This window comes from Streptomyces smyrnaeus (assembly GCF_017676345.1).
GTDB classification, from domain to species: domain Bacteria; phylum Actinomycetota; class Actinomycetes; order Streptomycetales; family Streptomycetaceae; genus Streptomyces; species Streptomyces smyrnaeus.
This window is the reverse complement of record NZ_JAFFZM010000020.1, coordinates 68,360-91,231: the sequence shown is the minus strand read 5'-3', so window position 1 is coordinate 91,231 and position 22,872 is coordinate 68,360. Positions and strand designations below refer to the sequence as shown.

14 protein-coding genes are annotated in these 22,872 nt (G+C 73.6%); 6 read left to right on the top strand and 8 right to left on the bottom strand.

What is annotated here, in order from left to right; genetic code table 11:
- Window positions 1-22 precede the first annotated feature (22 nt).
- The 4 genes from JW613_RS28085 to dprE1 form a co-directional block, all read right to left on the bottom strand.
- Window positions 23-2,311 carry a bifunctional glycosyltransferase/CDP-glycerol:glycerophosphate glycerophosphotransferase gene (locus JW613_RS28085; protein ID WP_209213675.1) on the bottom strand — a complete coding sequence of 763 codons (2,289 nt, stop codon included), beginning with the start codon at window positions 2,309-2,311 and terminating at the stop codon, window positions 23-25.
- A complete protein-coding gene (locus JW613_RS28080) occupies window positions 2,206-4,599 on the bottom strand; it encodes a bifunctional glycosyltransferase/CDP-glycerol:glycerophosphate glycerophosphotransferase (RefSeq protein WP_209213674.1) in 2,394 nt (797 codons plus the stop codon). Before JW613_RS28080 ends, JW613_RS28085 begins: the two co-directional genes overlap by 106 nt.
- A 171-nt stretch (window positions 4,600-4,770) precedes the next feature.
- On the bottom strand, window positions 4,771-5,544 hold the full coding sequence (gene dprE2 / locus JW613_RS28075) for a decaprenylphospho-beta-D-erythro-pentofuranosid-2-ulose 2-reductase (RefSeq protein WP_209213673.1): 774 nt from the start codon (window positions 5,542-5,544) through the stop codon (window positions 4,771-4,773).
- A gap of 28 nt (window positions 5,545-5,572) precedes the next feature.
- A complete protein-coding gene (gene dprE1 / locus JW613_RS28070; protein WP_209213672.1) occupies window positions 5,573-6,979 on the bottom strand; it encodes a decaprenylphosphoryl-beta-D-ribose oxidase in 1,407 nt (468 codons plus the stop codon).
- A gap of 132 nt (window positions 6,980-7,111) precedes the next feature.
- On the opposite strand from dprE1, the gene JW613_RS28065 reads away from it, so the two are divergent.
- From JW613_RS28065 to JW613_RS28055, 3 genes are all read left to right on the top strand, one after another.
- Window positions 7,112-7,675 carry a phosphatase PAP2 family protein gene (locus tag JW613_RS28065; RefSeq protein ID WP_307866070.1) on the top strand — a complete coding sequence of 188 codons (564 nt, stop codon included), beginning with the start codon at window positions 7,112-7,114 and terminating at the stop codon, window positions 7,673-7,675.
- Entirely contained in the window at window positions 7,668-8,663 is a 996-nt protein-coding gene (locus JW613_RS28060) for a decaprenyl-phosphate phosphoribosyltransferase (RefSeq protein WP_209213670.1), read from the top strand. The genes JW613_RS28065 and JW613_RS28060 overlap by 8 nt, the downstream gene beginning before the upstream one ends.
- Before the next feature lie 182 nt (window positions 8,664-8,845).
- Window positions 8,846-9,328 carry a GtrA family protein gene (locus tag JW613_RS28055; RefSeq protein ID WP_209213669.1) on the top strand — a complete coding sequence of 161 codons (483 nt, stop codon included), beginning with the start codon at window positions 8,846-8,848 and terminating at the stop codon, window positions 9,326-9,328.
- On the opposite strand, the gene JW613_RS28050 is transcribed toward JW613_RS28055, so the two are convergent.
- The 4 genes from JW613_RS28050 to JW613_RS28035 form a co-directional block, all read right to left on the bottom strand.
- Complete coding sequence (locus JW613_RS28050; protein WP_099881479.1) at window positions 9,321-10,268, bottom strand: carbohydrate ABC transporter permease; 948 nt, start codon at window positions 10,266-10,268, stop codon at window positions 9,321-9,323. The two genes, JW613_RS28055 and JW613_RS28050, sit on opposite strands and share 8 nt — an antisense overlap.
- Window positions 10,265-11,800: a carbohydrate ABC transporter permease gene (locus JW613_RS28045; protein ID WP_245226405.1), complete on the bottom strand. Its 1,536-nt coding sequence runs from the start codon at window positions 11,798-11,800 to the stop codon at window positions 10,265-10,267. The genes JW613_RS28050 and JW613_RS28045 overlap by 4 nt, the downstream gene beginning before the upstream one ends.
- A 124-nt stretch (window positions 11,801-11,924) precedes the next feature.
- Window positions 11,925-13,274, bottom strand: coding sequence for an ABC transporter substrate-binding protein (locus JW613_RS28040; RefSeq protein WP_099881475.1), 1,350 nt, complete (start codon window positions 13,272-13,274; stop codon window positions 11,925-11,927).
- 639 nt (window positions 13,275-13,913) lie between these two features.
- The gene (locus tag JW613_RS28035; protein ID WP_307866069.1) at window positions 13,914-18,038 is read right to left on the bottom strand and encodes an FHA domain-containing protein; all 4,125 of its coding nucleotides are present in this window, start codon (window positions 18,036-18,038) and stop codon (window positions 13,914-13,916) included.
- Between the two features lie 376 nt (window positions 18,039-18,414).
- Here JW613_RS28035 and JW613_RS28030 point away from each other — a divergent pair, with 376 nt between their 5' ends.
- The 3 genes from JW613_RS28030 (at window position 18,415) to JW613_RS28020 (ending at window position 22,810) form a co-directional block, all read left to right on the top strand.
- Complete coding sequence (locus JW613_RS28030) at window positions 18,415-20,136, top strand: serine/threonine-protein kinase (protein WP_209213668.1); 1,722 nt, start codon at window positions 18,415-18,417, stop codon at window positions 20,134-20,136.
- 160 nt (window positions 20,137-20,296) lie between these two features.
- Window positions 20,297-21,580: a serine/threonine-protein kinase gene (locus tag JW613_RS28025; protein ID WP_209213667.1), complete on the top strand. Its 1,284-nt coding sequence runs from the start codon at window positions 20,297-20,299 to the stop codon at window positions 21,578-21,580.
- Window positions 21,581-21,652: 72 nt separating this feature from the next.
- Window positions 21,653-22,810: an iron-containing redox enzyme family protein gene (locus tag JW613_RS28020; protein WP_209213666.1), complete on the top strand. Its 1,158-nt coding sequence runs from the start codon at window positions 21,653-21,655 to the stop codon at window positions 22,808-22,810.
- Window positions 22,811-22,872: the final 62 nt, after the last annotated feature.

Sequence of the window (22,872 nt, the reverse complement as noted above, 5' to 3'; positions counted from 1 at the left end):
CTGAAGGGGCCGACTGAAAGGGTCAGCTGAAGGGCTCCGGGGCGACGCCCAGGTCGTGGGCGGCCTGCGGGGTCGCCGCCACGTCGGCCTCCGCCTCCTGCGGGGTGGGCGCCCGGCGCCGCTCGTCCGGCGGAAGCAACGGCGGCAGGCTCGAAGAGGGCTCCCCCAGCAGCACGCGGCGTACGACGCGTTCGGCGGCGCGGCCGTCGTCCCAGGGGCAGAAGCGGGCGCGGAAGGCGCGCCGCAGGGCGCGGGCCTCCGGGCCGCACCAGGTGCCGCTGCGGAAGACCGCTGTCAGCTCGTCCTCGGTGCGGGTGACGGGGCCGGGGGTCTCGCCGGGGCGGCCGGAGAGCAGATCGAAGTAGACGCCGCGGGTGTCGCGGTAGCTCTCCCAGTCGGGGGCGTGGATCACCAGCGGCCGGTCGAGGTTGGCGTAGTCGAACATCAGCGACGAGTAGTCCGTGACCAGCGCGTCCGCCGCCAGGCACAGGTCCTCGACCGACGGGTGCCGGGAGACGTCCCGCACCAGTCCGCGGGTGTGCAGGTCGCGCAGCACGCTGTCCCGCCCGTAGTAGTAGTGCGTACGCACCAGCAACACGTACTCTTCGCCCAGCCCCGCGCTCAGCCGCTCCAGGTCCAGGTGGGGGACGAACCCCTTGCGGTAGTCGCGGGCCGTGGGCGCGTACAGCAGGGCGATCCGGCCGCGCGGGATGCCCAGCCGGGCGCGGACGGCGGCGACCTCCTCGGCGGTGGCGGAGGCGTAGCGGTCGTTGCGCGGATAGCCCGCCGGCAGATCCTCGTAGCCGCAGGGGAAGACGCGGTCCCACACCTCGGCCGAGTGCGGGTTGGAGGTGACGCTCACATCCCAGCGGCCCGCCCGGCGCAGCAGCCTGCCGAAGTCCATCTGGGCCGCGGCCGGGTACGGCTGCTGGTCCAGGCCCATCGTCTTGAGCGGGGTGCCGTGGTGGGTCATCACATGCACCTGGCCCGGCCGCTTCACCAGGTGGTCGGGGAAGTTGACGTTGTTGACGAAGTACCGGGCGCGCGCCAGCATCCGCCAGTAGCGCCGCGAGCCGGGCACCACATGGTCGGTGCCGGGCGGCAGGGAGGGGACGGCGTCCTGGCGGACGACCCACACGCTGCGCAGGTGCGGCGCCAACTCGCGGGCCTTGGCCTCGATCGCCTGCGGATTGCAGGCCGGCCCGCGGTTCCAGTACGCGGAGTAGACGGCCACGTCCGGATAGAGGGGCAGCAGCCGCTGGAGGGCGTAGTAGAGGCCGTGGTGGGCGCGGGCGAGCGGGGGGCGGGCCGCGCGGGCGCAGCGCCGGGCGAGCCCGGCCGTGCGGCGCAGCGACTCCCGTGCGGCGAACAGGGCGTAGGCGTTGTGGGCGAGCAGCCGGCAGTCGCGGGCCCGGTGGCGCGGCGGTGTGAAACCGCGCGGCACGTGGGTGCGGTAGAGGCGGGCGGCCTCCCGGAAGAAGGCGCGCCGGTCGGCGGGCCGTACCCGTTCGCGGTGCCGTATGCAGAAGATCAGGTGCGAGACGGCCCGTTCGAACAGCAGCGGGCGGTGTGCCGCCAATTCCGGCCGGCGCTCCAGGAAGGCGAACAGGGAGGCGTACTGCGGGAAGATGTCGAAGTGCCGGCGTCCCGGGGAGCGGGTGATGGCGCCCTGGTGCCGCTGCCGGTAGTCGACGCAGACGCGCGGCAGGCAGCCGATGGACCCGGCGCACACCAGCGCCTCGTTCGACAGCGGAGCGTCCTCGTACAGTCCGGGCTCGAAGCGGAAACCCTCGCGCAGATAGAACGTGCGCCGGTAGGCCTTGTTCCAGGCGACGTGGAAGAGCGTGAGCAGTTCGGGGTTCTCCGCCACGGTGAAGGTCTGGGTGCCGACCGCCGCCAGTTGTTCGCCGTACGAGCTGGCCTCGGTGTGTCCGTCCCAGTAGGAGCGCTGGTGGTCGAAGATCAGCACGTCCGGGTCGCCACAGGCGGCCAGCTGTCGGTCGATCGCTGCGAGCGCGCCCGGCAGGTAGCTGTCGTCGCTGTCGAGGAAGAGCAGATAGTCGCCGCACGCGTGCTCGACGCCGATGTTGCGGGCCGGCCCCAGTCCGCCGTTCTCGGGCAGGTGCAGCACCCGCATCCGTGGATCGCGCGCCGCGTACTCGTCGAGTATCGCGCCGCTGTGGTCGGGCGAGTGGTCGTCGACGGCTATGAGTTCGAGGTCGGTGAAGGACTGGCCGAGTACCGAGTCGAGACACTCGCGCAGGTAGCCCTGGACCTTGAACACCGGTACGACGACGCTGAAGCGGGGCATGACCACCAGTCCTTCGCTGCGAGAGGGGCAAGAGGCGTCGGTTGTGCGGGGGAGGCGGGACCGGGAGCGTCCGATGCCGAGAGGACTCGGCCGCGCACGGCGGGCGGGCCCGCGCCGAGGAAGACGTGCCGCACCACGCGTTCGGCCGCGTGCCCGTCGTCCCAGGGGCAGAACCGACGACGGAAGGCGGCGCGCCGGGCGCGGGCGTGCTCGGTGGCGTGGGCGCCGGTCGCCAGGAGGTCGATCAGTTCGTCCTCGTGGCGCGCGACGGGACCCGGAGCCATGGCCGTGATGTCGAAGTAGGTGCCGCGCGCCGCCCGGTAGGCCTCCTGGTCGGGGGCGTGGATCACCAGCGGCCGGTCGAGGTTGGCGTAGTCGAACATCAGGGACGAGTAGTCGGTGACCAGTACGTCCGAGGCCAGGCACAGCTCCTCGACCGAGGGGTGGGCCGTCACATCGATCAGCCCTCCGGGCGGCTCGCACGGCAGGCCCTCGCCGGCGTGGAGGGGGTGCGAGCGGAACAGGACGACGTAGGAGGGGCCCAGCGCGGCCACCAGCCGGGCCAGATCGGGCCAGGGCTGCCGGCCGCGCTGGTAGTCGCGGTGGGTGGGCGCGTACAGCACGGCCGTCACCCGGTCGGGGATGCCCAGTTCGGCACGGATACGGGCCACGTCGGCGGCGGTCGCGGTCCGGAAGATGTCGTTGCGCGGCTGGCCGAACTCCAGCGTGGTGTACGGCGAGGGGTAGGCGCGCTCCCACACCAGTGTGGAGTGCGGGTTGGCGGACAGGCTGTAGTCCCAGCGGTCGGTGTGCTCCAGCAGCCGCGCGAAATCCGTGCCGCCCGTAGCGCCTGCGTCGCCTGTGCCGTCCGTGGCGGCCGGGTAGGCCATCAGGTCCAGGCCCATGTGCTTGAGCGGAGTGCCGCGGTGGGTCTGCACAAGGATCTGGCCGGGCCGTTTGCGGTAGCCGTGCGGGAGGTCGACGTTGCTGACGAGGAACCGGGCGCGGGCGAGCGCCGTCCAGTACGCCGCCGAGCCCGGCCGGATGTGCCCTACGCCGGGCGGGAGGGTGTGCGCGTGGTCGGGGGTGCATATCCAGGCCGTGCGGATGTCCGGGACCAACTCGCGGGCCTTCGCCTCGATCGCCGCCGGGTTGCAGGAGTAGCCGCGGCCCCCGTACGCGTCGAAGACGGCCAGCCTCGGATCGAGCGGGCGGCGTCGCTGGAGGAGGTAGTGGCAGCGGAGTCTCGCCGTGCGCAGCCGGGAGCGCGCCGTGCGCAGCCGGGCGCCCAGCAGGCGGCGTGCCCGGCCGGCGTGTGAGAGCAGCCGGAAGGTGCGGTGCGCGCCGCACCGCACCAGCAGCCGCCGCAGCCGCCGGGCCGTGGTGTCGGGCGGGCCGACCGCGCCGGGTGCGGGCCGGTGGCGGCGGCAGTGCGAGCGAGCGCGGCGCAGGAACTCGGCGCGGGCCGTGCGGGGCAGTCTGCCGGGGCTGCTGTGGATGGTGGCGAAGTGGTCGGTCATCCGCTGGTGCAGATGGGGCCGCCAGCGCTCCAGTTCGGGCCGCGTTCCGAGGAAGGCGAACAGCCGGTCGTACTGGTCGAAGACGTCGAAGTGGCGGCGTCCGGTGGTGGTCAGGATGCTGCCGCCGCGCCGCTGCCGGTAGTGCACGCAGACCCTGCCCAGCGTCGCGATGGTGCGCGCGGTGAGCAGGACGGGGAAGTTCCAGGGAGTGTCCTCGTAGGTACCGGGCGGGAAGGTCAGGTTCTCGCGGAGCAGGAAGTCGCGGCGGTAGACCTTGGACCAGGGGAAGGCGGGCAGTCGCAGCAGTTCGGGCCGCTCGGCCAGGGTGCACACGGCCGGCCCCGCGTCGGGCCCCAGGACAGGGGGGTGGGCGGCGGGCCCGAGGGAGCCGTCCCAGTAGGCGGGGGCGTAGTCGAACACCAGCACGTCCGGGTCGCTGGTCGCCGACAGCCGCTCGGCCAGCGCCCGCAGGGTGCCGGGCGCCATGGTGTCGTCGCTGTCGAGGTAGAGCACATAGTCGCCGCGGGCGCGTGCGGTGCCGGTGTTGCGTGCCGGGCCCAGTCCGCCGTTCTGCGCCAGATGGATGACGGTCACCCGGGAGTCGGCGGCGGCGTAGGCGTCCAGGATCTCGCCGCTGGAGTCCGGGGAGTGGTCGTCGACCGCGATCAGTTCGAAGTCGCCGAAGCACTGCCCGAGCACGGAGTCGAGGCACTCGTGCAGATATGCCTGCACCTGGTGGACGGGCACGATCACGCTGAAACGAGGCATGGCCAATCCGCGGGGTCGACGGCCGGCTCCGCCTTACGGGCCGATTAATCTGATTTATCCCATATGTTGCGAGGGCCCACATCCCGGCGCGGCTCCCCGAAGGGGCGCGGGGAACTGCCCCCACCAGCCACACACAACCCGCATCCCGCAAACCTCGGAAGCGGCAGCCCCTCAACCGGGCAGCCGCCGGAAGAGGGGGCGCGGCAGATGGCGCAGCACACTCATCACGGGTCCAAGTGCGGAGGGCACCCACACAACCGGCGCCCTCCGCCGTACCCCGTGCTCGATCGCCTCGGCGACAGCGCTCGGCGTGGTGGCCAGCGGAGCCGGCGCCCGCCCCGCCGTCATCCGGGTGTGCACGAACCCGGGCCGTACGACCAGCACATGCACCCCGCTGCCGTGCAGCGCGTCCCCGAGCCCCTGGGCGAAGGCGTCCAGGCCCGCCTTGCTGGACCCGTAGATGAAGTTGGCGCGGCGGGCCCGCTCGCCCGCGACCGAGGAGAGCACCACCAGCGAGCCGTGGCCCTGGGCACGCAGCGCCTTGGCGCACACCAGCCCGGAAGAGACGGCGCCGGTGTAGTTCGTCCGGGTGACGCGCACCGCCGCCATCGGGTCCTGCTCGTCGCCCTGCTGGTCGCCCAGGACGCCGAAGGCGAGCAGGACGAGATCGATGTCGCCCTCCGCGAAGACCTTCTCCAGCACCTCCTCGTGGGTCTCGGGAGCGAGCGCGTCGAACGGGACCGTACGGACGGCGACCTCCGCGCCGTGCGCGGCGGCCTCCTCCCGCAGCCCGGCCGCCGCCGAGTCCAGCCCCGCTCCCGGCCGCCCGGCGAGCCAGACCGTGCGGGCCCGGCGGGCCATCAGGCGGCGCACGGTCGCCAGCGCGATCTCGGACGTGCCGCCCAGCACGAGCAGCGACTGCGGGGAACCGAAGGCGTCCTTCATGGGTGCTCCTTGCACATTGGGGTCCCGCTCACAGCGACAGCCGCCGTGCCAGGTCCGAGGTGAAGTGGCCGCGCGGGTCCAGCCGGGCACGCAGCGCGCGGAAGTCGTCCAGCCGCGGGTACATCGCGGGCAGCAGCTCGGGCCGCATCCGTGCGTCCTTGGCCAGATACAGCCGTCCCCCGGCGACGGCGACCTCCTCGTCCAGCAGGTCGAGGAAGTCCGCCAGGCCGGGCAGCCCGGCCGGGACGTCCAGCGCCAGCGTCCAGCCCTCGGTGGGGAAGGAGAGCCAGCCCGGGTCCCCGGTACCGAACCGTTTGAGCACGGCGAGGAAGGAGGGGCACGAGCGGCGCGAGATGAGCCGCACGATGCGGCGCAGCGCGTCGTCGTGCTCGTGCCCGACCACGCACTGCCACTGCACGAAGCCCGCGCTGCCGTAGACCCTGTTCCAGTGCGGCAGCCCGTCCAGCGGGTGGAAGAACGAGGCGAGGCGCTGCAGCTCACCCCTACGGCGGCGCGGCGCCTTGTGGTACCAGAGCTTGTTGAAGGCCGAGACGGTGCTGCCGCGCAGCAGCCCGTTGGGTACGGCGCGGGGTGCGGGCGGCAGCCGCCCGGGCCGGAAGGCCAGCGGGTCCCGGCACGCCGCGCGCGCCAGTCGCCCCGGGCCCTCCAGCGCCTCCAGCGGTGCGTGGTCGCCGCGGGTGAGCACGGCGCGCCCGGCCGCGGTGCCGCGCGCCAGCAGATCGATCCAGGCCACCGAGTAGCGGTAGCGGTGGTCGGTGGCGGTCAGCGTGGCCAGCAGCGAGTCCAGGTCGGGCAGCCGCTCGGTGTCCACCGTCATCAGCGACGTCTCCACCGGCAGCAGCGTCACCGTCGCGCTCAGCACCAGCCCCGTCAGACCCATACCGCCCGCTGTCGCCTCGAACAGCTCGCTGCCCGGCGTGACCTCGCGCACCTGCCCGTCGGCGGTCAGCAGCTCCAAGGAGCGCACATGGCGGGTGAAGGAGCCGCAGACGTGATGGTTCTTGCCGTGGATGTCCGCGCCGATCGCCCCGCCGACGGTCACATAGCGGGTCCCCGGGGTGACGGGGACGAACCAGCCCAGCGGCAGCAGCACCGTCATCAGCCGGTGCAGGCTGACCCCCGCCTCGCAGGTCACCGTGCCGCCTGCCGCGTCGATGGCCAGCACCCGGTCCAGGCCGGTGGTGTCCAGCACGGTGCCGCCCGCGTTCTGCGCCGCGTCCCCGTAGGCGCGGCCCAGCCCGCGCGCGATGCTGCCGCGGGCCCCGCACTCCAGGACGGCCTCCACCGCCTCCTGCCGGGTGCGCGGGCGCAGCACCCGGGCGCCGGTGGGAGCCGTTCTGCCCCAGCCGGTCAGCAGCCGGGCCGTGCGGTCGGGCGGCGCGGGCGCGGCGCGCCGGATGTGCTGAACGGGCATGAACGTGACGGTAAGCGCCGGGAAATGCGAGGGAGGGGAAGCCGTGCCGCTGGTGTCGCTGAAAGGGTGAAAGGCCGAGTGTCGGACCGCGGCTGGGCCTGTGGCGGCGCGGGGCGCGGCAGAGTCTTCAGCGTGGCAGCGAGAACGGCCCGACGATGGGGGCAGTGGGAACGGCGGCTGTTGTGCGCCCTGGGCGACTGCGCGGACGACGCCCGGGTGGCCGGCACGGCCCGCGCCCTGTCCTGGAGCGGGGAGCACGCCGCCGTCTGGCTCCTGGTCGGACTCGCCGGCGCCGCCACCGACCGTACCCAGCGGGAGCGCTGGCTCAAGGGCACCGCGCTCGTGGGCGCCGCGCACCTGGCCAGCATGGGGATCAAGCGGGTCGTGCGCCGCCCGCGCCCCGGACCGGCCGGCCGCGCCCCGCTGGTACGGACGGCGGGAGCGCACTCCTTCCCCAGCTCGCACGCAGCCTCCGCCAGCGCCGCCGCACTGGCCCTGGGCGGGCTGCGGCACGGGTCGCTCGGCGGACGGCGGCACGGCACACCACTGACGGCGCTGGCCGCGCTGATGTGTGTCTCCCGGATGGTCGCGGGCGTCCACTACCCCTCCGATGTGCTGGCGGGCGCGGTGCTGGGCGCGCTGACCGTACGGCTGGGCAGCCGCCGCCCGCGGGGGAGGGGGCGCCCGCATGGCTGAACGCTCCACACTGACCGGCTCGCCCGGGCAGGAACTGGCCGGCCCGGCAGAGGGCGGCGGCGCCGAACCGCACCCCCTCGCCGCCGCGCCCACCCGCCCCGCCGGGTTCGCCGGCACCCTCCCCGGCGGGCTGCTGCTGACCGCACGGCCCCGGCAGTGGGTGAAGAACCTGCTGGTCGTCGCGGCACCCGCCGCCGCGGGCGAGCTGGCCTCCATGCGCACGGTGCTCGAACTGGCCCTCGTCTTCATCCTGTTCACCGCGGCGGCGGCAGCTGTCTATCTGCTCAACGACGCGCGCGACGCGGAGGCCGACCGGGCGCACCCCGACAAGTGCCGTCGCCCGGTCGCCGCCGGGACCGTCCCGGTGCCGCTCGCCTACGCCCTGGGCTCCGTGCTCGCCGTGGCCGCGACGGGCGCCGCCGCGCTGCTGTGCAACACGGCGACCGCGGCCCTGCTGGCGGCCTATGTGGTCATGCAGATCGCCTACTGCCTGCGGCTCAAGCGCGTTCTGGTGGTCGACCTGGCCGTGGTGACGGCCGGGTTCGTGATGCGGGCGATGTCCGGCGGGCTGGCGCTGGGGATCCCGCTCTCCCGTTGGTTCCTGATCACCGCCGGATTCGGCGCGCTGTTCATGGTGGCGGGCAAGCGCTACTCGGAAGCGCTGTTGATGGGGGAGGGCGAGGGCGGCACCAGGGCGCTGCTGCGCGAGTACACCGTCGGCTATCTGCGCTTCGTGTGGCAGCTCGCGGCGGGGGTGGCAGTACTCGCGTACTGCCTTTGGGCTCTGGGAACCGATGCGGGCGCCGGTGTCTCCCTGTGCCGCCAGCTGTCGATGGTGCCGCTGATCTGCGCGGTCCTGCGGTACGGGGTCTTTGTGGACCGCGGCAGTGCGGGGTCTCCGGAGGACGTTCTGCTGCGGGACCGCCCGCTGGCCGTCACAGCTGTGTGCTGGGGAGTGTTGTACGGCCTGTCGGTTGCGGGGCTGTAGGGCATGCTCCGGGAAGGGGGTGCCCCTGTCGGTTGTTCGCGGACTGCGGGCGCGTCGTGGCCGGTCGCGCAGTTCCCCGCGCCCCTTGAAGGAATCCGCGAAGCTTGGGCAGTCTGCGCCAGGGGCGCAGGGTGGGCAAGCGCAGCCCCCATGCGGGGTACGCAAGATCTGCGGGCCCAGCGATGAGCCGGCCGCAAGCCCTCTGCACAGAGTTCGCGGGGTTCGCCGCCGTCGGCGTGTTCGCCTTCGCCGCCGACCTCGGCACGTTCCTCTACCTCCGCGGCCCCGCCGCAATGGAACCGATGTACGCGAAGGCGCTCTCGTTCCTCGCCGGTGCGGCCGTCGCCTACGCGGGCAACGCGCTGGGTCCCTACCGGCTGCGTGAGCGCAAGGTGGCCGGCGGCTGGCGCAGATTCGCCGTCTTCGTGCTGGTCAACGCGGCGGGTGGCGCGGTGCAGCTGGGCTGCCTCGGCGTCTCCCGGCATCTGCTGGGTCTCACCTCCGTCTTCGCCGACACCGTCTCCGGTGTCGGCGTCGGCATGGTGCTGGGCACCGCCGTGCGCTTCTGGGGGACGCGCACGCTGGTGTTCTCACATGCGACCGCCCCCGTCCCGGAAGGGGTACGGGGGCGGGGGCGGCCGCGGGTGGACGGCGAGGCTACTTGACGGAGCCCGCCATCACACCGGAGACGAACTGCTTCTGGAAGGCGAAGAAGACCGCCAGCGGTACCAGCATCGAGATGAAGGCGCCCGGCGCCAGCACATCGATGTTGTTGCCGAACTGCCGCATCTGCTGCTGGAGCGCCACCGTGATCGGCGGGTTCGTCGAGTCGGCGAAGATCAGCGCGACCAGCATGTCGTTCCACACCCACAGGAACTGGAAGATGCCCAGCGAGGCGATGGCCGGGCCGCCCAGCGGCAGCACGACCCGGGTGAACAGCCGGATCTCACCGGCGCCGTCCAGCCGTGCCGCCTCCAGCAGTTCGCGGGGGATCTCCGCGAAGAAGTTGCGCAGCAGGAAGATGGCGAACGGCAGGCCGAAGGCCGTGTGGAAGAGGACGACACCGGCCGTCGTCTCGAAGATGCCCAGGGTGTTGAAGAGCTTGGCGACCGGTACCAGCGCCACCTGCACCGGCACCACCAGCAGCCCCACGACGACCAGGAACCACCAGTCGCGGCCGGGGAAGTCCATCCAGGCGAAGGCGTACCCGGCCAGCGCGCCGATCACCACCACCAGCACGGTGGCCGGAACGGTGATCAGCACGGTGGTCCACAGCGAGCTCATCACCTGGTCGTTGGCGAACAGCGCGTCGTAGTTCGAGGTGGTCAGCTGATCCTTGTTCAGGATCCAGGGGAAGCTGCCGTTCAGGTCGAAGATGTTCCACCAGCCGGATATGGAGACATCCGCCGGGTCGCGCAGTGACGAACTGAGCAGCCCGGCCGTCGGCATCAGCCAGAACAGACCGATGACGACCAGTGCGAAGCGCACTGCCCAGTGGCCGGTGAAGGCGGCCACCCGCGCGGCGGCCGAGGTCTTGGGAGCGGCGGCTTCCGGTGCCGGAGCCGTCGGCTGAGAGGACGCGCCAGGGGCGGTCAGCGTGGTCATCGGCGGGACTCCCTGCGCAGACGGCGGATGTTGAGGATCATGACCGGCACGACGAGCAGCAGCAGGACCACTGCGATCGCGCTGCCCGCGCCCTGGTCCGGGCTGCCACCGAAGGACTTCAGATACAGCTGGAGCGCCAGGACGTTGGCCTCCCGTTGGGTGGCGCCGGGCGCGATGACGTAGACGAGGTCGAAGATCTTGAGGACGTTGATCATCAGGGTGACGGTGACGACGCCGAGCACCGGCGCCAGCAGCGGCACCGTGACCTTGCGGAAGACCTTCCACTCGTTGCAGCCGTCGACCCGTGCCTGCTCCAGCAGCTCACGCGGCACACCGGCCAGGCCCGCCGCGATCAGCACCATCGCGAAGCCCGCCCACATCCACACGTAGGACCCGATGATGGCCGGCGTCACCAGGGTGGGGCCGAGCCAGTCGATACCGTTGTAGGGCGCCGCGAAGTTGGAGGCGGGCAGCCGCAGCTTGGCGCCGTCGGCGGCGGCCGGGAGGGTGAAGGTGCCGTCCTCGCCCGTGGTGGCCTCGGCGACCTTGCGGCCGTCCTTGACCGCCTCCACCTTGATGCCGGCCAGCGCTTTTTCCTGCTGGTCGATGACGCCGTGCTCGCTGCGCCCGCCCTTGACGAAGTCCAGCCACACCGCGCCGGTGATCTGGCCGCCCTCGGCCTTGGCGGGTTTCTTGGCGACTGCCGCGTCGCCCGCCTCCTTGGGCGGAATGCCCACCAGCGGAAGGTGGGCCGGGCTGCCGGCGTCGACGGTGTCCTTGGTGGTGTAGGCGCCCTTGGAGATGGTCAGCGGCGCGTCGGTGCGCGGACGCGCGTCCGGCCAGGGCGAGGTCTCGGCGAACGTGTCGTGGACGGTGGTCCACATCGCGTTGGCCACGCCCCGGTCCGGGTCCTGCTCGTAGACGAGCCGGAAGATGATGCCCGAGGCCAGCATGGAGATGGCCATCGGCATGAAGACCAGCAGCTTGAAAGCTGTTCCCCAGCGCACCTTCTCGGTCAGTACGGCGAAGATCAGGCCGAGTGCCGTACACACCGCGGGTGCGACGATCACCCAGACGAGATTGTTGCGGAAGGCGATCAGCGTGCTGTCGTCGGTGAACAGCTCCGTGAAGTTGTCCAGCCCCACGAAGCTGGAGCCGTCGGCGTTCATGAAGCTGCGGAAGACCGAGAACGCGATCGGGTAGACGACCAGCGCTCCCAGGACGACCAGGGCCGGCAGCAGGAACAGCGCGGCGATCCAGGGGCGGCGGCGCAGCGCCGAGGCCCCCTTACCGACCGCGGTCCCGGCGCCGCTGCGCTCGGCGGACGTCTGCTCGGCGGGTGTACGGGCGGGCGCCGCGTCGGCGGCGGCCTGCGCCGTGCTGCTCGCTGTCTTCGGCGCGGTCGCGGTCGCGCCGTCTGTCGTGCTTGAACTGGTGCCGGTGGCGGCTCCGGTGACCGGCGCGTCGGGCGCGCCGGCGTCGTCCGGTATGTCTCCGGTCGCGCCGCTTCCTGGCTGGCTCGGGGTCGGCATGACGGTGGTCTCCCCTGTCTGGTCCGTCAGTGAGGCGTGGAGGTCGCGAGAGCCGTACGGGACGTGCGGGTCACGGGGGACTTCCGCGTCGTACGGGTCGCGGCTGATGTGGCTGTGGCGCGGTTCACTTCTCGTACGCCTTGGCGGCGGCCTTCTCCAGCGCCTGCTGAGTGCCCTTGATGTCCTCGGGGTTCTTCAGGAAGTCCTGGAGGGCCTTCCACTCGCCCTCACCCTTGGTGCCGCCGAACGCGGCGGGCGCCTGGTCGGACATGTCGAAGCGGAAGTCGTTCCCGGCTTCGACCAGCGCCTTGGCGATCTCGCGCTGCGGCTGGTTCGGGTAGGCGGACAGGTCCAGTTCCTTGTTGGGGGAGACATAGCCGCCCTCGGCCGCCCAGATCCCCGCCGCGTCCTTGGAGGCGAGGAAGGTGGCGAGCGCCTGCGCGCCCTTGCTGTTCTTCAGCACGGCCGCCGCGTCGCCCGCGGTGACCACCGGGGGCTTGGCACCGACCTTGGGGAACGGGTAGACCTGCGCGTCCTTGCCGATACGGGCCTTGGTGTCGCCCTCGATGTTGACGCCGACGAAGTCGGCCTCGAAGACGAGCGCGGCCTGCGGCGAGGCGAGGTTGCCGAAGGTCTGGGTCACCGACTTGGGGAAGTCCGTCTGCAGCGCGCCCTGGTTGCCGCCGGCCAGCAGATGGCTCTTGCCCCACAGTTGCTGCAGGGTCTTCAGCGCCTCGGTGACCGACGGGTCCGTCCACTTGATCTTGTGTTCGGCGAGCTGGTCGTACTTCTCGGGACCGGCCTGGGACAGATAGACGTTCTCGAACCAGTCGGTGAGCGTCCAGCCGTCGGCGCCGCCGACCGACACCGGGTCGACGCCCGAGTCGGAGAGCGTTTCCGCGTCCTTGACGAAGGACTTCCAGTCCTTGGCCTCCTTGACGCCCGCGTCCTCGAAAGCCTGGGAGTTGTACCAGATGAGGGACTTGTTGGCGGCCTTGTAGTAGATGCCGTACTGCTTGCCCTCGTAGCTGCCCAGGTCCCGCCAGCCCTTGGCGAAGTTCTTCTTGGACTGGGCGAGCGCCTCCTTGCCCAGCGGCTTGAGCCAGCCCTTTCTGGCGAACTCCCGCAACACACCGACCTGCGGCAGCATCGCCACATCCGGCGGCGAGCCGCCCTCGACCTTGGAGCCTATGTAGGTGGCCACGTTGTCGCCGGTGGGCACGAACTCGACCTTGGCGCCGGTTCGTTTCTCGAACTCGTCGAGCACCTTGCGGAAGTTCTTCTGCTCGTCACCCGTCCACACCGCCGCGACCTGGAGCTTCTGGCCTTTGAGCTGGGGGAGGTCCACGGTCGGCTTGTGCGAAGCCGCCCACTCGCTCCCTTCGTCCTCGGCGGCACACCCCGCGGCGGTGAGCGTCAGGGCGGCTGCGGAGGCAAGCGCGAGAGCCGTGCGTGGAGCACGCGAGATACGCATGGTTGAGTGCCGTCCCTTTCCCCGTGTACTCCCGTGTCCATCACATGAACGGGAGATGAGCAGACGCGGCCTGCCCAGGGGCGGCACCGCGTCGTACCTTCTTGTGCGGAAGTTTGTACGCCCGGACGATGCCCTCTGGCAACACTGTTCGGCCCGCCGTCGGCATCTTGATCAGTCCGTGACCTGACACGGTGAACCTGCCTGCCCCCATCTGCGAACTCATGGGCAAAGAGGGGAAGTTGGGGCGTTCGTTGTGGGGCTCTCGAAGGGCGGCGGGCGAGCCGTGTGGGACGGCGCTGACCACTTCCGCGCGCCCCCTCGGGAAGCGCGCGAGGCGCACACGAAGTTGCACGCACATTTCACAAAACCGTCACCCGCGCCGCGCGCCGACCGGGGGGTTCGCGCGCCTTGTGGAGCGTGTCCTTCCGCGCAGGACTCCTACAACTTCTGAACGAGAGGCTGCGGAAGAGCCCGCCGGGAGCCGACCGGATGCCCGCGGGCGGGCGCGCCCGTCGGACAACCTATGAAGCGTCGGACAACCCATGAAGCCGTCGGACAATCGATGAAGAGGACGGACGCAGCCCTGCTCGGCCCCGCGGAGGGCTCCGCGGGGCTACGGGCAGGCGGTGTCAGGCGCCGTCAGGTGGCGGGGGCCGCCGGGGTGACCTGCTGCGCCGCGCGCTCCATCGCACTGGCGAGCAGCGCCAGGTCGGTCGGCCCGTTGCCCAACTCCCGCACCTGGCGCCGCGCGGGCGGGTCGCCCGCCCGCGCCCAGTCCAACGGCACCACGGTGGGACGCAGCGTCGCCGTACGCGGGATGCGGCCGGTGACCCGGCCCGCCTGGAAGGCGACCGGCGCCCCGCCGACGACGGCACCCTCCGGCCCCAGGCGCTGCCGCAGGGTGAGGGTGCCGCGGCCGCGTGGCGTACCGTCCGCGCCGCGCTCACCGCCGGTCAGCTCCACGTGCAGCGCCGCCGTCCGGGCCGGCACCGTGTGCACCGTACGGTCCGCACGGCCCGTCGCCGCGATCACATGCACGCCCAGCCGGGCCCCGGCCCGCGCGACCGCCTCCAGCGCCCGGACGACCGAACCGGCGGCAGGCCGACCGGGGTTGCCCAACGCCGGGTCCACCAGCGTGTCGAAGTCGTCCACCAGCACCACCAGCCGGGGCGGCACACCGCCAGGGCCGAGCGGGGAGGCCGACAGCCCGGAGGGCGCATCCTGCGCCGGTACGTCCTGCGCGCCGGTACGCCGCGACGCGTCCGGCCGCCGGTCGTCGGCCTGCCGGTCGCCGGACCGCTGGTCGTCCGCCCGCCGGGACTCGTCGGTCCGGTCCGGCTCGTCGGTCCTGCGCAGCCGGAGAGTGCGTCGGGTGCGGTCGGGATCGGCGGCCGGCGCCTCACCACCGGCGGCGCCACCACCACCGCTGCCGCCGCCGTGCCGGCCGGGTGCTTGGGGGGCGGCCTGCGACGGCAGCATGTCCAGCCCGCCGCCCTCGCCGCCCCGTCCGCCCCCGGCGCCGCCTCCGGTCGCCGAGCGGTCCTCGCCGGGGCCGCCACCACCGCGCCGCCCGGACGGGTGGAGGGCCACGGTCGCCCGCTCGTCGGGCGCCGGGGCGGGTGCCGGGACCTGCACACCCTGCTCGGGCCGCGCGTCCACCGACTGCTCCCGCACCGCGGCGCGTTCGGGGGCCTGCCGGGGCGCCACCACCCGCCCACCGGGGCGCGCGGCCAGCCGTACGTACTCCTCATAGCTGCTGTCGTCGCCGATCAGCTCGGCCCGGCGCTTGAGTTCGGCACTGAGCGCCTGGGCGAACTGCCGCATCCGCACCGGATCGCCCGCCGTCAGCCGCCCGGTGACATGCGGCAGCTCCGCGCACACCCGCAGCCCGTCCCCGGCGTCGGCACCCGCGCCGTCCACCAGCACCAGGGCCAGCCGGTCCGGGCGCTCCCCCGCGGCGAGGGAGGCCGCCAGCGAGCGGAGCAGCTCGGTCTTGCCGGAGCCGGGACCGCCGCTGACGAAGGCGTGCCCGGGCAGGGCACGGCCCGGCGCCTGAGGATCGCCCTCCCCGGCGGCCGGCGCCATCCGCGCCGCCGGCCCCGACAGATCGGTCAGATCGACTTCCAGCGGCCCGTGCGGGCCCGCGCCGAAGACGAGCGGCACCCGGCCGAAGGTGGCAGCGGCCCGCTCCGACCAGCGGGCGAGCAGCGCGGCAGGCGTCGCACGCGCCAGCCCCAACTCGTCCAGCAGCCGGCACTGGTCGGGCAGTGTCACCGTCGGGGCGGCCGACGTGTCGGCCCCGGTGCCCTCCGGTTCACGCAGCGGCGCCAGCGCCCGAGCGAACCGCTCCGCCCATGCCGCCGAGACCGCGTCCACGGTCGCCACGGGCCCGCTCGACACCCCGGGGGCGCCACTGGCGGCAGCCGCCGAGCCGGGCCCGCCGCGCTGGCTCGGTACGACGTGCTGCCCCGCGCCGCCGCTCGGGCTCCGGCCGGCTCCCTGCGGAGGGTGCGCGCCGTGCGCGGGGCGGGAGGCGGGATGCAGGACTCTGACCGCGGTGGCCACATCCCCGCTCAGCAGGGCGACCGTCCCGCACTCGGGGAAGGCGGCACACGCGGCGTCGGCCGCCTCCAGGGTCGCGGCGATGGGCGAGGACGGGCTGGCGGGCGGGGTCTCGGCGAGGCAGAGCAGATGGATACCGGCTGCCGCCCCCTCCCGCGCCAGCCGGGCCACGCTCGTGCGCAGCTGGGCGGAGCCGGGGTCGCCGTCCACCACCACGACCACGGCGGGGCCGGGCGGCCCTCCGCGCCGGGGAGCGGTGCCCTGCGCCTCCAGCCTGCGTACGAGCTCCGCCGTCCGTGCGGTGGCCTGCTCGTGGTCGTAGGCCGTCAGCAGTGCGCAGTCCTGGCCGTGCGCCGGACGCAGATGGGGCAGCCAGCCGAGCCACGACCACTCCTGCTGCCGCGCCTGGACGCTGCGGGTCCGGTCCGCCGACAGCAGGACGACCTCCAGCGCGCTCGGCCCGTGCAGCGCCGTCAGCTGCGCGAGTACGGCCCGCGCCAGCCCGGTCAGCCGCCCGCGCGGGCCCGTCAGACCGAGTGAGCCGGCCCGGCGCAGATCGACGGTGACCGGATCGCTGTGCCCGCCGCTGCGGTGGGCCACCCCCAGCCGTACGGTCAGCGCGTCCGGATGGCCGGGGCCGCGCTCCCACAGCCGGGGCCCGGGTCCGAGGGCACTGAGCAGTACGGCGGCGGGGTCGGGCCAGCGCTGCGGCCCGCCGGGCGCGCCGTCGAGTTCCCCGCCGCGCGGTGCGGGCAGGTGGCCGACCCGGTTTCCGAAGCTCTCGGCCGGATGTGCGGCATAGCTCTCCGCCGTGCCGGAGCCGTAGCGCGTCGGTCCGCGCGGGCCGGGGGCGGGGCTGTCGGTCTGCTCCGCGCGGCCGGTCGTCAATCGGCGCGCCCAGGCGCCGAGCCCGCGCCCCTTGCGCTGTGCCGCTTCGCCGCTGTCCGCCGGGGGCACGAGACCGGCGCTGTGGGTGGTGTCGGTCCCCGGGAAGGGCCCGCCGGGTGCCGGTGCGTAGGAGTGGGCGTCGTCGGCCGGGGTGTCCGGGGTGCCCCAGTGCTCGGGCCGCGCCATCTGCTCCGCGCCCGGGGGGAGGCCGTCCGGGGGAAGGTCGGTCGGGGCGGAGCCGGCCGGGGCGTCCGCCCCGGCCGCGGGGGTGGTCGCCGCCGAGCCCTGGTGGGGGCCGCCGCCCGCCGCCGGGCTGTCGGCGGACGGGCCGGCCCCGTGCGGCCCCTCGCGGACGAGGCGGAGGCGCCCTTCGCCGTCCGGGGCCGTGGGCAGGGCCAGCGCGGGTGCGGGGGCGAGGGCGGGCCCGTGACCCGCTCCGGGTTCGGCCTCCGGGCCCGTGCCCAAGGTGGCCTCCAGCCGTATGGTCGTCTCGCCGATGCGCAGCGTCGAGCCGGGGCGGAAGAGGACGGGCCGGGGGCCGACCGGGGTGCCGTCGAGTGTGGTGCCGTTGGTGGAGCCGAGGTCGGTGACGGTGACCGCGCCGCCGTCGGTGACCGTCACGGCGCAGTGCAGCCGGGAGACGTCCGGGTCGTCCAGCGGTACGTCGGCGTCGGCGGAGCGCCCGAGGTGGACCTTGCCGCCCTGGAGGAGGTGGATGCCGCCCGCGTCGGGACCGCCGGTGACGTGCAGCCTGGCCCTGGCCGAGCCGTACGCCGTCAGGGCCGTGACGGCGGCGCCGTGCGCGGGCAGCGCGGCGGGGGCGACCGGGGCGTGCAGTGAGATCAGCGCGCCGTCCAGCAGCGGGGGTTCGCCGATGATCTGGCGGTGCGGGTCGAGCCGCCGCGTCCCGGCGTAGACGACCACGGGCTCCTGCGGGGCTTCCTCCTGGCCGGTCGCCGCGTTTCCGGAGCCGTCAGGTCCGCCCGAGCCGCCGGAAGCGGACGAGGCGGGTGCTGTCGCCAGCGCGGCTGCGGCCGAGGTCGCCAGGGCGTTCGTCACCGCCGAGAGCACGGTGCCGGCGGGGGCCGTGACCAGTACGTTCGCCTGTCCGACCGGCTGGCCCGGGGGCGCCGGGCGGGGCTGCGCCGGCTGCGACCGGGCGGCGGAGCGCGCTGTCTCTCCCGCGCCCCCGGACTCGCCCGCGCCCGCGTCCGCCGCGCTGCGGGCGCCGCGCGGCGCCAGGGCGACAGTCAGCCGGATCTGCATCTGCGCCTCCAGGTCCCGTTCGCGCCGTGTGCCAGGCGGGCTGCCCACCCACCGTGCTCGCGCGTCGGCACATCGTCCGTACCACTGCATGCATACTCGCACCCGCGACTGACAACGGGGCCCGTCCTGGCCATCCGCACGATCTTGCCGCGCGGAATGATCTTGTCCGGGCAACGGCGCCACCGCAACCATCGCCACCCGGTGTGCGTCTTCCGGGGGAGCCGCCCGGCCCCGGCGTGCTCATGAGTACGAGGAGTGCCCATGAGTACGCACGGGTGCGGATGAGCCCGAGCGTGTGCCCCTGTGCACACGCGGTGCCCAAAAGCACGTGCGTGCCCAAGAGCACGCATGCGGACCCGGCACCGCCTTGCGCGGCGGCACTATTGTGGGCGGGATTGCAGTACGAGACCAGGGAGCGCATGACGTGCGGCCGGTAGGCAGCAAGTACCTGCTCGAAGAGCCGCTGGGGCGCGGCGCCACGGGCACCGTCTGGCGGGCCCGCCAGCGAGAGACGGCGGGCTCGGAGGCGGCGGTGGCCGGGGAGCCCGGCGAGACCGTCGCGATCAAGGTCCTCAAGGAGGAACTGGCGAACGACCCCGACGTGGTGATGCGCTTCCTGCGGGAGCGCTCCGTGCTGCTGCGGCTGACGCACCACAACATTGTCAGAACGCGCGACCTTGTGGTCGAAGGCGATCTGCTGGCGCTCGTGATGGATCTCATCGAGGGCCCGGACCTGCATCGCTACTTGCGCGAGAACGGCCCGTTCTCGCCCATCGCCGCCAGTCTGGTCACCGCACAGGTGGCCGACGCGCTGGCGGCCAGCCACGCCGACGGCGTCGTGCACCGGGACCTGAAGCCCGCGAACGTCCTGCTCACCGAGGACGAGAACGGCATGCGGCCGATGCTCACCGACTTCGGCATCGCGCGCCTGGCCGACTCCCCGGGCCTGACCCGCACCCAGGAGTTCGTCGGCACCCCGGCCTATGTCGCCCCCGAGTCGGCGGAGGGCCGCCCGCAGACCTCGGCCGTGGACATCTACGGCGCGGGCATCCTGCTGTACGAGCTGGTCAGCGGGTATCCGCCGTTCAGCGGCGACAGTGCGCTTGCCGTCCTGCACCAGCACCTGGCGCAGGAGCCCGAGCGCCCCAGGAACGTCCCCGACCCGCTGTGGACGGTCATCGAGCACTGTCTGCGCAAGAACCCCGACGAGCGGCCCAGCGCCGTCAACCTGGCGCGCGGTCTGCGTACCGTCGCCGACGGCATCGGGGCCCAGGCCACGCCGCAGGCCGCCGGTGCGGCGCTCGGGGTGGCCGCGCTGCTGGCGCCGGACCCGGCACCCGCGCCGGTCCCCGACTCCGGCGCCCAGGGAGCCACCGCGCCGGGTCCGGGCGCCGGCGACTCCGACCCGACTCAGGTCCTGCCGCACAGCGGTGCGGCCCCGGGCGGACAGTACGACCCGTCCGCCGAGACCAACGTCCTGCCGCAGACCGGGGGCCCGCAGGGCGGCCAGGGGCAGTACGACCCGTCGGCCGAGACCAATGTCATGCCGCAGACCGGGGGCCCGCAGGGCGGTTACGGGCAGGGCGGCCCCCCGCAGCAGGACGGCCCCCATCCGTGGGAGAGCCAGCTGCGCGCGGCGCGGGACCGCAACGAGCAGACCCAGGTCCAGCCGCTCGACCCGAGCATGGACCCGCTGCGTCGGCGCCCCCAGCGGCGGGCGGCCCCACCGCCGCCCCCGCAGCAGGCCCCCCAGGGTCAGCAGCCGTACGGCCAGCAGCCCTACGGTCAGCAGCAGTACGGCCCGCAGTACGGTCAGCAGCAGCCGCCGCAGCGCTACGAGCCGCAGCCGCCCCGGGGCCGGGAGCCCAGGCCGCAGCCGGAGCCCAGGCAGCGCGAGCCGAGGCCGCCGCGCGAGCCCAGGCAGCGCCGGGAGCCGCGGCAGCGCAGTGCCAACCCCATGCGCATCCCGGGGCTGGGCTGTCTCAAGGGCTGTCTGTTCCTCGTCGTCATCGTCGTGGTGGCGGGGGTGCTGGTCTGGAATCTGACGGACGCGCCGCAGTGGTGGGCCGAGGGCAAGAGCTTCTGGCAGTCGACGAAGGATGTCTTCGATCAGATAGGGGACTTCTTCCGGCAGTTCAACAGCTGACGGGCCGTCGGGCCGACCGGCGGAGCGCTGCTGACGACCCGCCCGGATACCGGCGACTACGGTGATTTGTCGACTTGTGAGCGGGGATTTCCCCCACAGAAGTGACAGTTACCGGCATCCGGGGCTCCCAAGCGGAGTCCCGCCGCGTAGTTTTGTCGCCATGGCACGGAAGATCGGCAGTCGCTACACGGCACACCGGATCCTCGGGCGCGGCAGTGCCGGAACGGTGTGGCTCGGCGACGGACCCGAGGGTCCCGTCGCCATCAAGCTGCTGCGTGAGGACCTCGCCTCCGACCAGGACCTGGTCGAGCGGTTCGTGCAGGAGCGCAGCGCCCTGCTCTGCCTCGACCACCCGCGCGTCGTCGGCGTCCGCGACCTGGTGGTGGACGGCAACGAGCTGGCCCTCGTCATGGACCTGGTGCGCGGTACCGACCTGCGCACCCGCCTGGAGCGGGACCGTCGGCTGGCGCCCGCGGCGGCCGTCGCCATCGCCGCCGACGTCGCCGACGCGCTGGCCGCCGCGCACGCCGCCGGACTGGTGCACCGCGATGTGAAGCCGGAGAACGTGCTGCTGGACGCCCTCGCGATGGAGGGTCCGGGCGGGGCGCCGCCCGCGCTGCTGACCGACTTCGGAGTCGCCAAGCTCATCGACTCGCCCAGCCGCACCCGCGCCACCTCGATCATCGGCACCCCGGACTACCTCGCGCCCGAGATCGTCGAAGGGCTGCCGCCCCGCGCCGCCGTCGACATCTACGCCCTGGCCACCGTCGTCTACGAGCTGCTGGCCGGGTTCACGCCGTTCGGCGGCGGCCATCCCGGCGCGGTGCTGCGCCGGCATGTGACCGAGGCCGTCGCACCGCTGCCCGGCATCCCGGACGAGCTGTGGCAGCTCATCCACCAGTGCCTCGCCAAGGCGCCCGCCTCCCGGCTGCGCGCCGCCGAGCTCGCGGCGCGGCTGCGCGAGCTGCTGCCCGCCCTGGAGGGGCTGCCGCCGCTCGACATCGACGAGCAGGGCGAGGAGGGCTACGCCGACTACGAGGACCCCGCGCGGGACGGTGCCGGGCCGGGGAGCGCCGAGGGCGCGGCGCACGAGCACTCCCACCCCGGCACCGGCGCGGTGCCCGGCCCGGGCGGTGGCGCCGTGCCGCTGGTCCACTCCCGGGTCGGTCCGGACGCGAACCGGGACACCCATACGAGCATGCGCGTGCCGGGCGAGGACGAGCTCGCCGGAGGAGCGCACGGCACGGCGCGGGCGCCGCGCGCCGTGGGAGAGGCGCGGGCCGGGTCCGCGCGGCACCGGATCGCCGTCCGCCGTCGACGGCTGAAAATAGGCGTCGCGGCAGCGCTGGTGGCCGCGGCGCTCGCGGTCGGCGGCTGGCTGGCCACATCCGAGGAGGACACCGGTTCGTTGCCCGCGCCCGCGTCTGGGTACTCGGTCGACTGACCGCCACCAACGGCGGTGGCGGACATCCGCACCGGTGTCCGCCCGAGAGCCGACCGGACCGGAGCGCACCCCATGACGGCGACGACGGATCTCGCCCGCACCCTCGGCCCCGCCCTGCCCACCGCGCGCGGCCCCCTCTCGGCAGCCGTGCTCACCGCGTTGACCGGCGGGCGCCCTCAGGCCGCGGCGCTCGCCCGCGAGGCCGGGATCCAGGCGGCGGTCGCCGATCCGTACGGCGAGGACCTGCAGCTGGCCCTCTATGTGCTCTACGAACTGCACTACCGGGGCTTCGCGGGCGTGCCGGAGGGCTGCGAATGGGATCCGGACCTGCTGCGGGTGCGTGGCGTGCTCGAGGACCGCTTCCTGACGGCCCTGCGCCGGGACGTGCCCGCCTCACGCACGGTCGCCGACGCCTTCGGCGAGCTGCTGGTCGAGCCCGTACCCGCCGGCCGGAACGCCCGCGGGCAGGAGGCCGAGGGCGACACGGGCGGCGTCGCGCACCATCTGCAGCACCGCGGTGAGCTGTGGCAGTTCCGCGAGTACGCTGCGCTGCGCTCCCTCTACCACCTGAAGGAGGCCGATCCGCACGCCTGGGTGGTCCCGCGTCTCGCGGGCCGCGCCAAGGCCGCGATGGTCGCCGTCGAGTACGACGAGTTCGGCGCCGGGCGGGCCGAACACGTTCACGCCCGGCTCTTCGCCGAGCTGATGCGCGACCTGGACCTGAACGCCGCCTACGGGCACTACCTGGACGCGGCACCGGGCCCGGCGCTGCCGCCCGTCAACCTGATGTCCCTCTTCGGGCTGCACCGGTCGCTGCGCGGTGCCCTGGTGGGCCACTTCGGCTGTGTGGAGGTCACCTCCTCGCCAGGCTCCCGCCGGCTGGCCGCCGCGCTGCGCCGGCTGGGCGCGGGAGCGGCGGCCCAGCGCTTCTACGACGAGCACGTGGAGGCCGACGCCGTGCACGAGCAGGTGGTGCGCCGCGAGGTGATCGGCGGCCTGCTGGAGGACGAGCCCGCACTCGAGTCCGACGTGGCCTTCGGCGCGGATGCCACGGTCTTCCTGGAGGATCGGCTGGGCGCCGCGCTGCTGGAGTGCTGGCGGGTCGGCGCTTCCGCGCTGCGCGTCCCCCTCCAGCCGGTCCCGTCCCCCGAATCTCCGCAGGGCCCCCGGCCGGCAGCCGCCCCCAGGGCGTGGGGGCAGTCACCGGATGCGGACCCGGACGGGGCGTAGGAGCCTGGGGAGGGCCCAGGAGACCGGATGGGAGTCGGACGAAGCGGTAGGGAGGATCACCG

Excerpts from the sequence above, each read along its gene's own strand:
- JW613_RS28085 (WP_209213675.1), bottom strand. The coding sequence starts at position 2,311 with ATGCCCCGCTTCAGCGTCGTCGTACCGGTGTTCAAGGTCCAGGGCTAC.
- JW613_RS28080 (WP_209213674.1), bottom strand. The coding sequence starts at position 4,599 with ATGCCTCGTTTCAGCGTGATCGTGCCCGTCCACCAGGTGCAGGCATAT.
- dprE2 (WP_209213673.1), bottom strand. The coding sequence starts at position 5,544 with ATGAAGGACGCCTTCGGTTCCCCGCAGTCGCTGCTCGTGCTGGGCGGC.
- dprE1 (WP_209213672.1), bottom strand. The coding sequence starts at position 6,979 with ATGCCCGTTCAGCACATCCGGCGCGCCGCGCCCGCGCCGCCCGACCGC.
- JW613_RS28060 (WP_209213670.1), top strand. The coding sequence starts at position 7,668 with ATGGCTGAACGCTCCACACTGACCGGCTCGCCCGGGCAGGAACTGGCC.
- JW613_RS28055 (WP_209213669.1), top strand. The coding sequence starts at position 8,846 with ATGAGCCGGCCGCAAGCCCTCTGCACAGAGTTCGCGGGGTTCGCCGCC.
- JW613_RS28050 (WP_099881479.1), bottom strand. The coding sequence starts at position 10,268 with ATGACCACGCTGACCGCCCCTGGCGCGTCCTCTCAGCCGACGGCTCCG.
- JW613_RS28045 (WP_245226405.1), bottom strand. The coding sequence starts at position 11,800 with ATGCCGACCCCGAGCCAGCCAGGAAGCGGCGCGACCGGAGACATACCG.
- JW613_RS28040 (WP_099881475.1), bottom strand. The coding sequence starts at position 13,274 with ATGCGTATCTCGCGTGCTCCACGCACGGCTCTCGCGCTTGCCTCCGCA.
- JW613_RS28025 (WP_209213667.1), top strand. The coding sequence starts at position 20,297 with ATGGCACGGAAGATCGGCAGTCGCTACACGGCACACCGGATCCTCGGG.
- JW613_RS28020 (WP_209213666.1), top strand. The coding sequence starts at position 21,653 with ATGACGGCGACGACGGATCTCGCCCGCACCCTCGGCCCCGCCCTGCCC.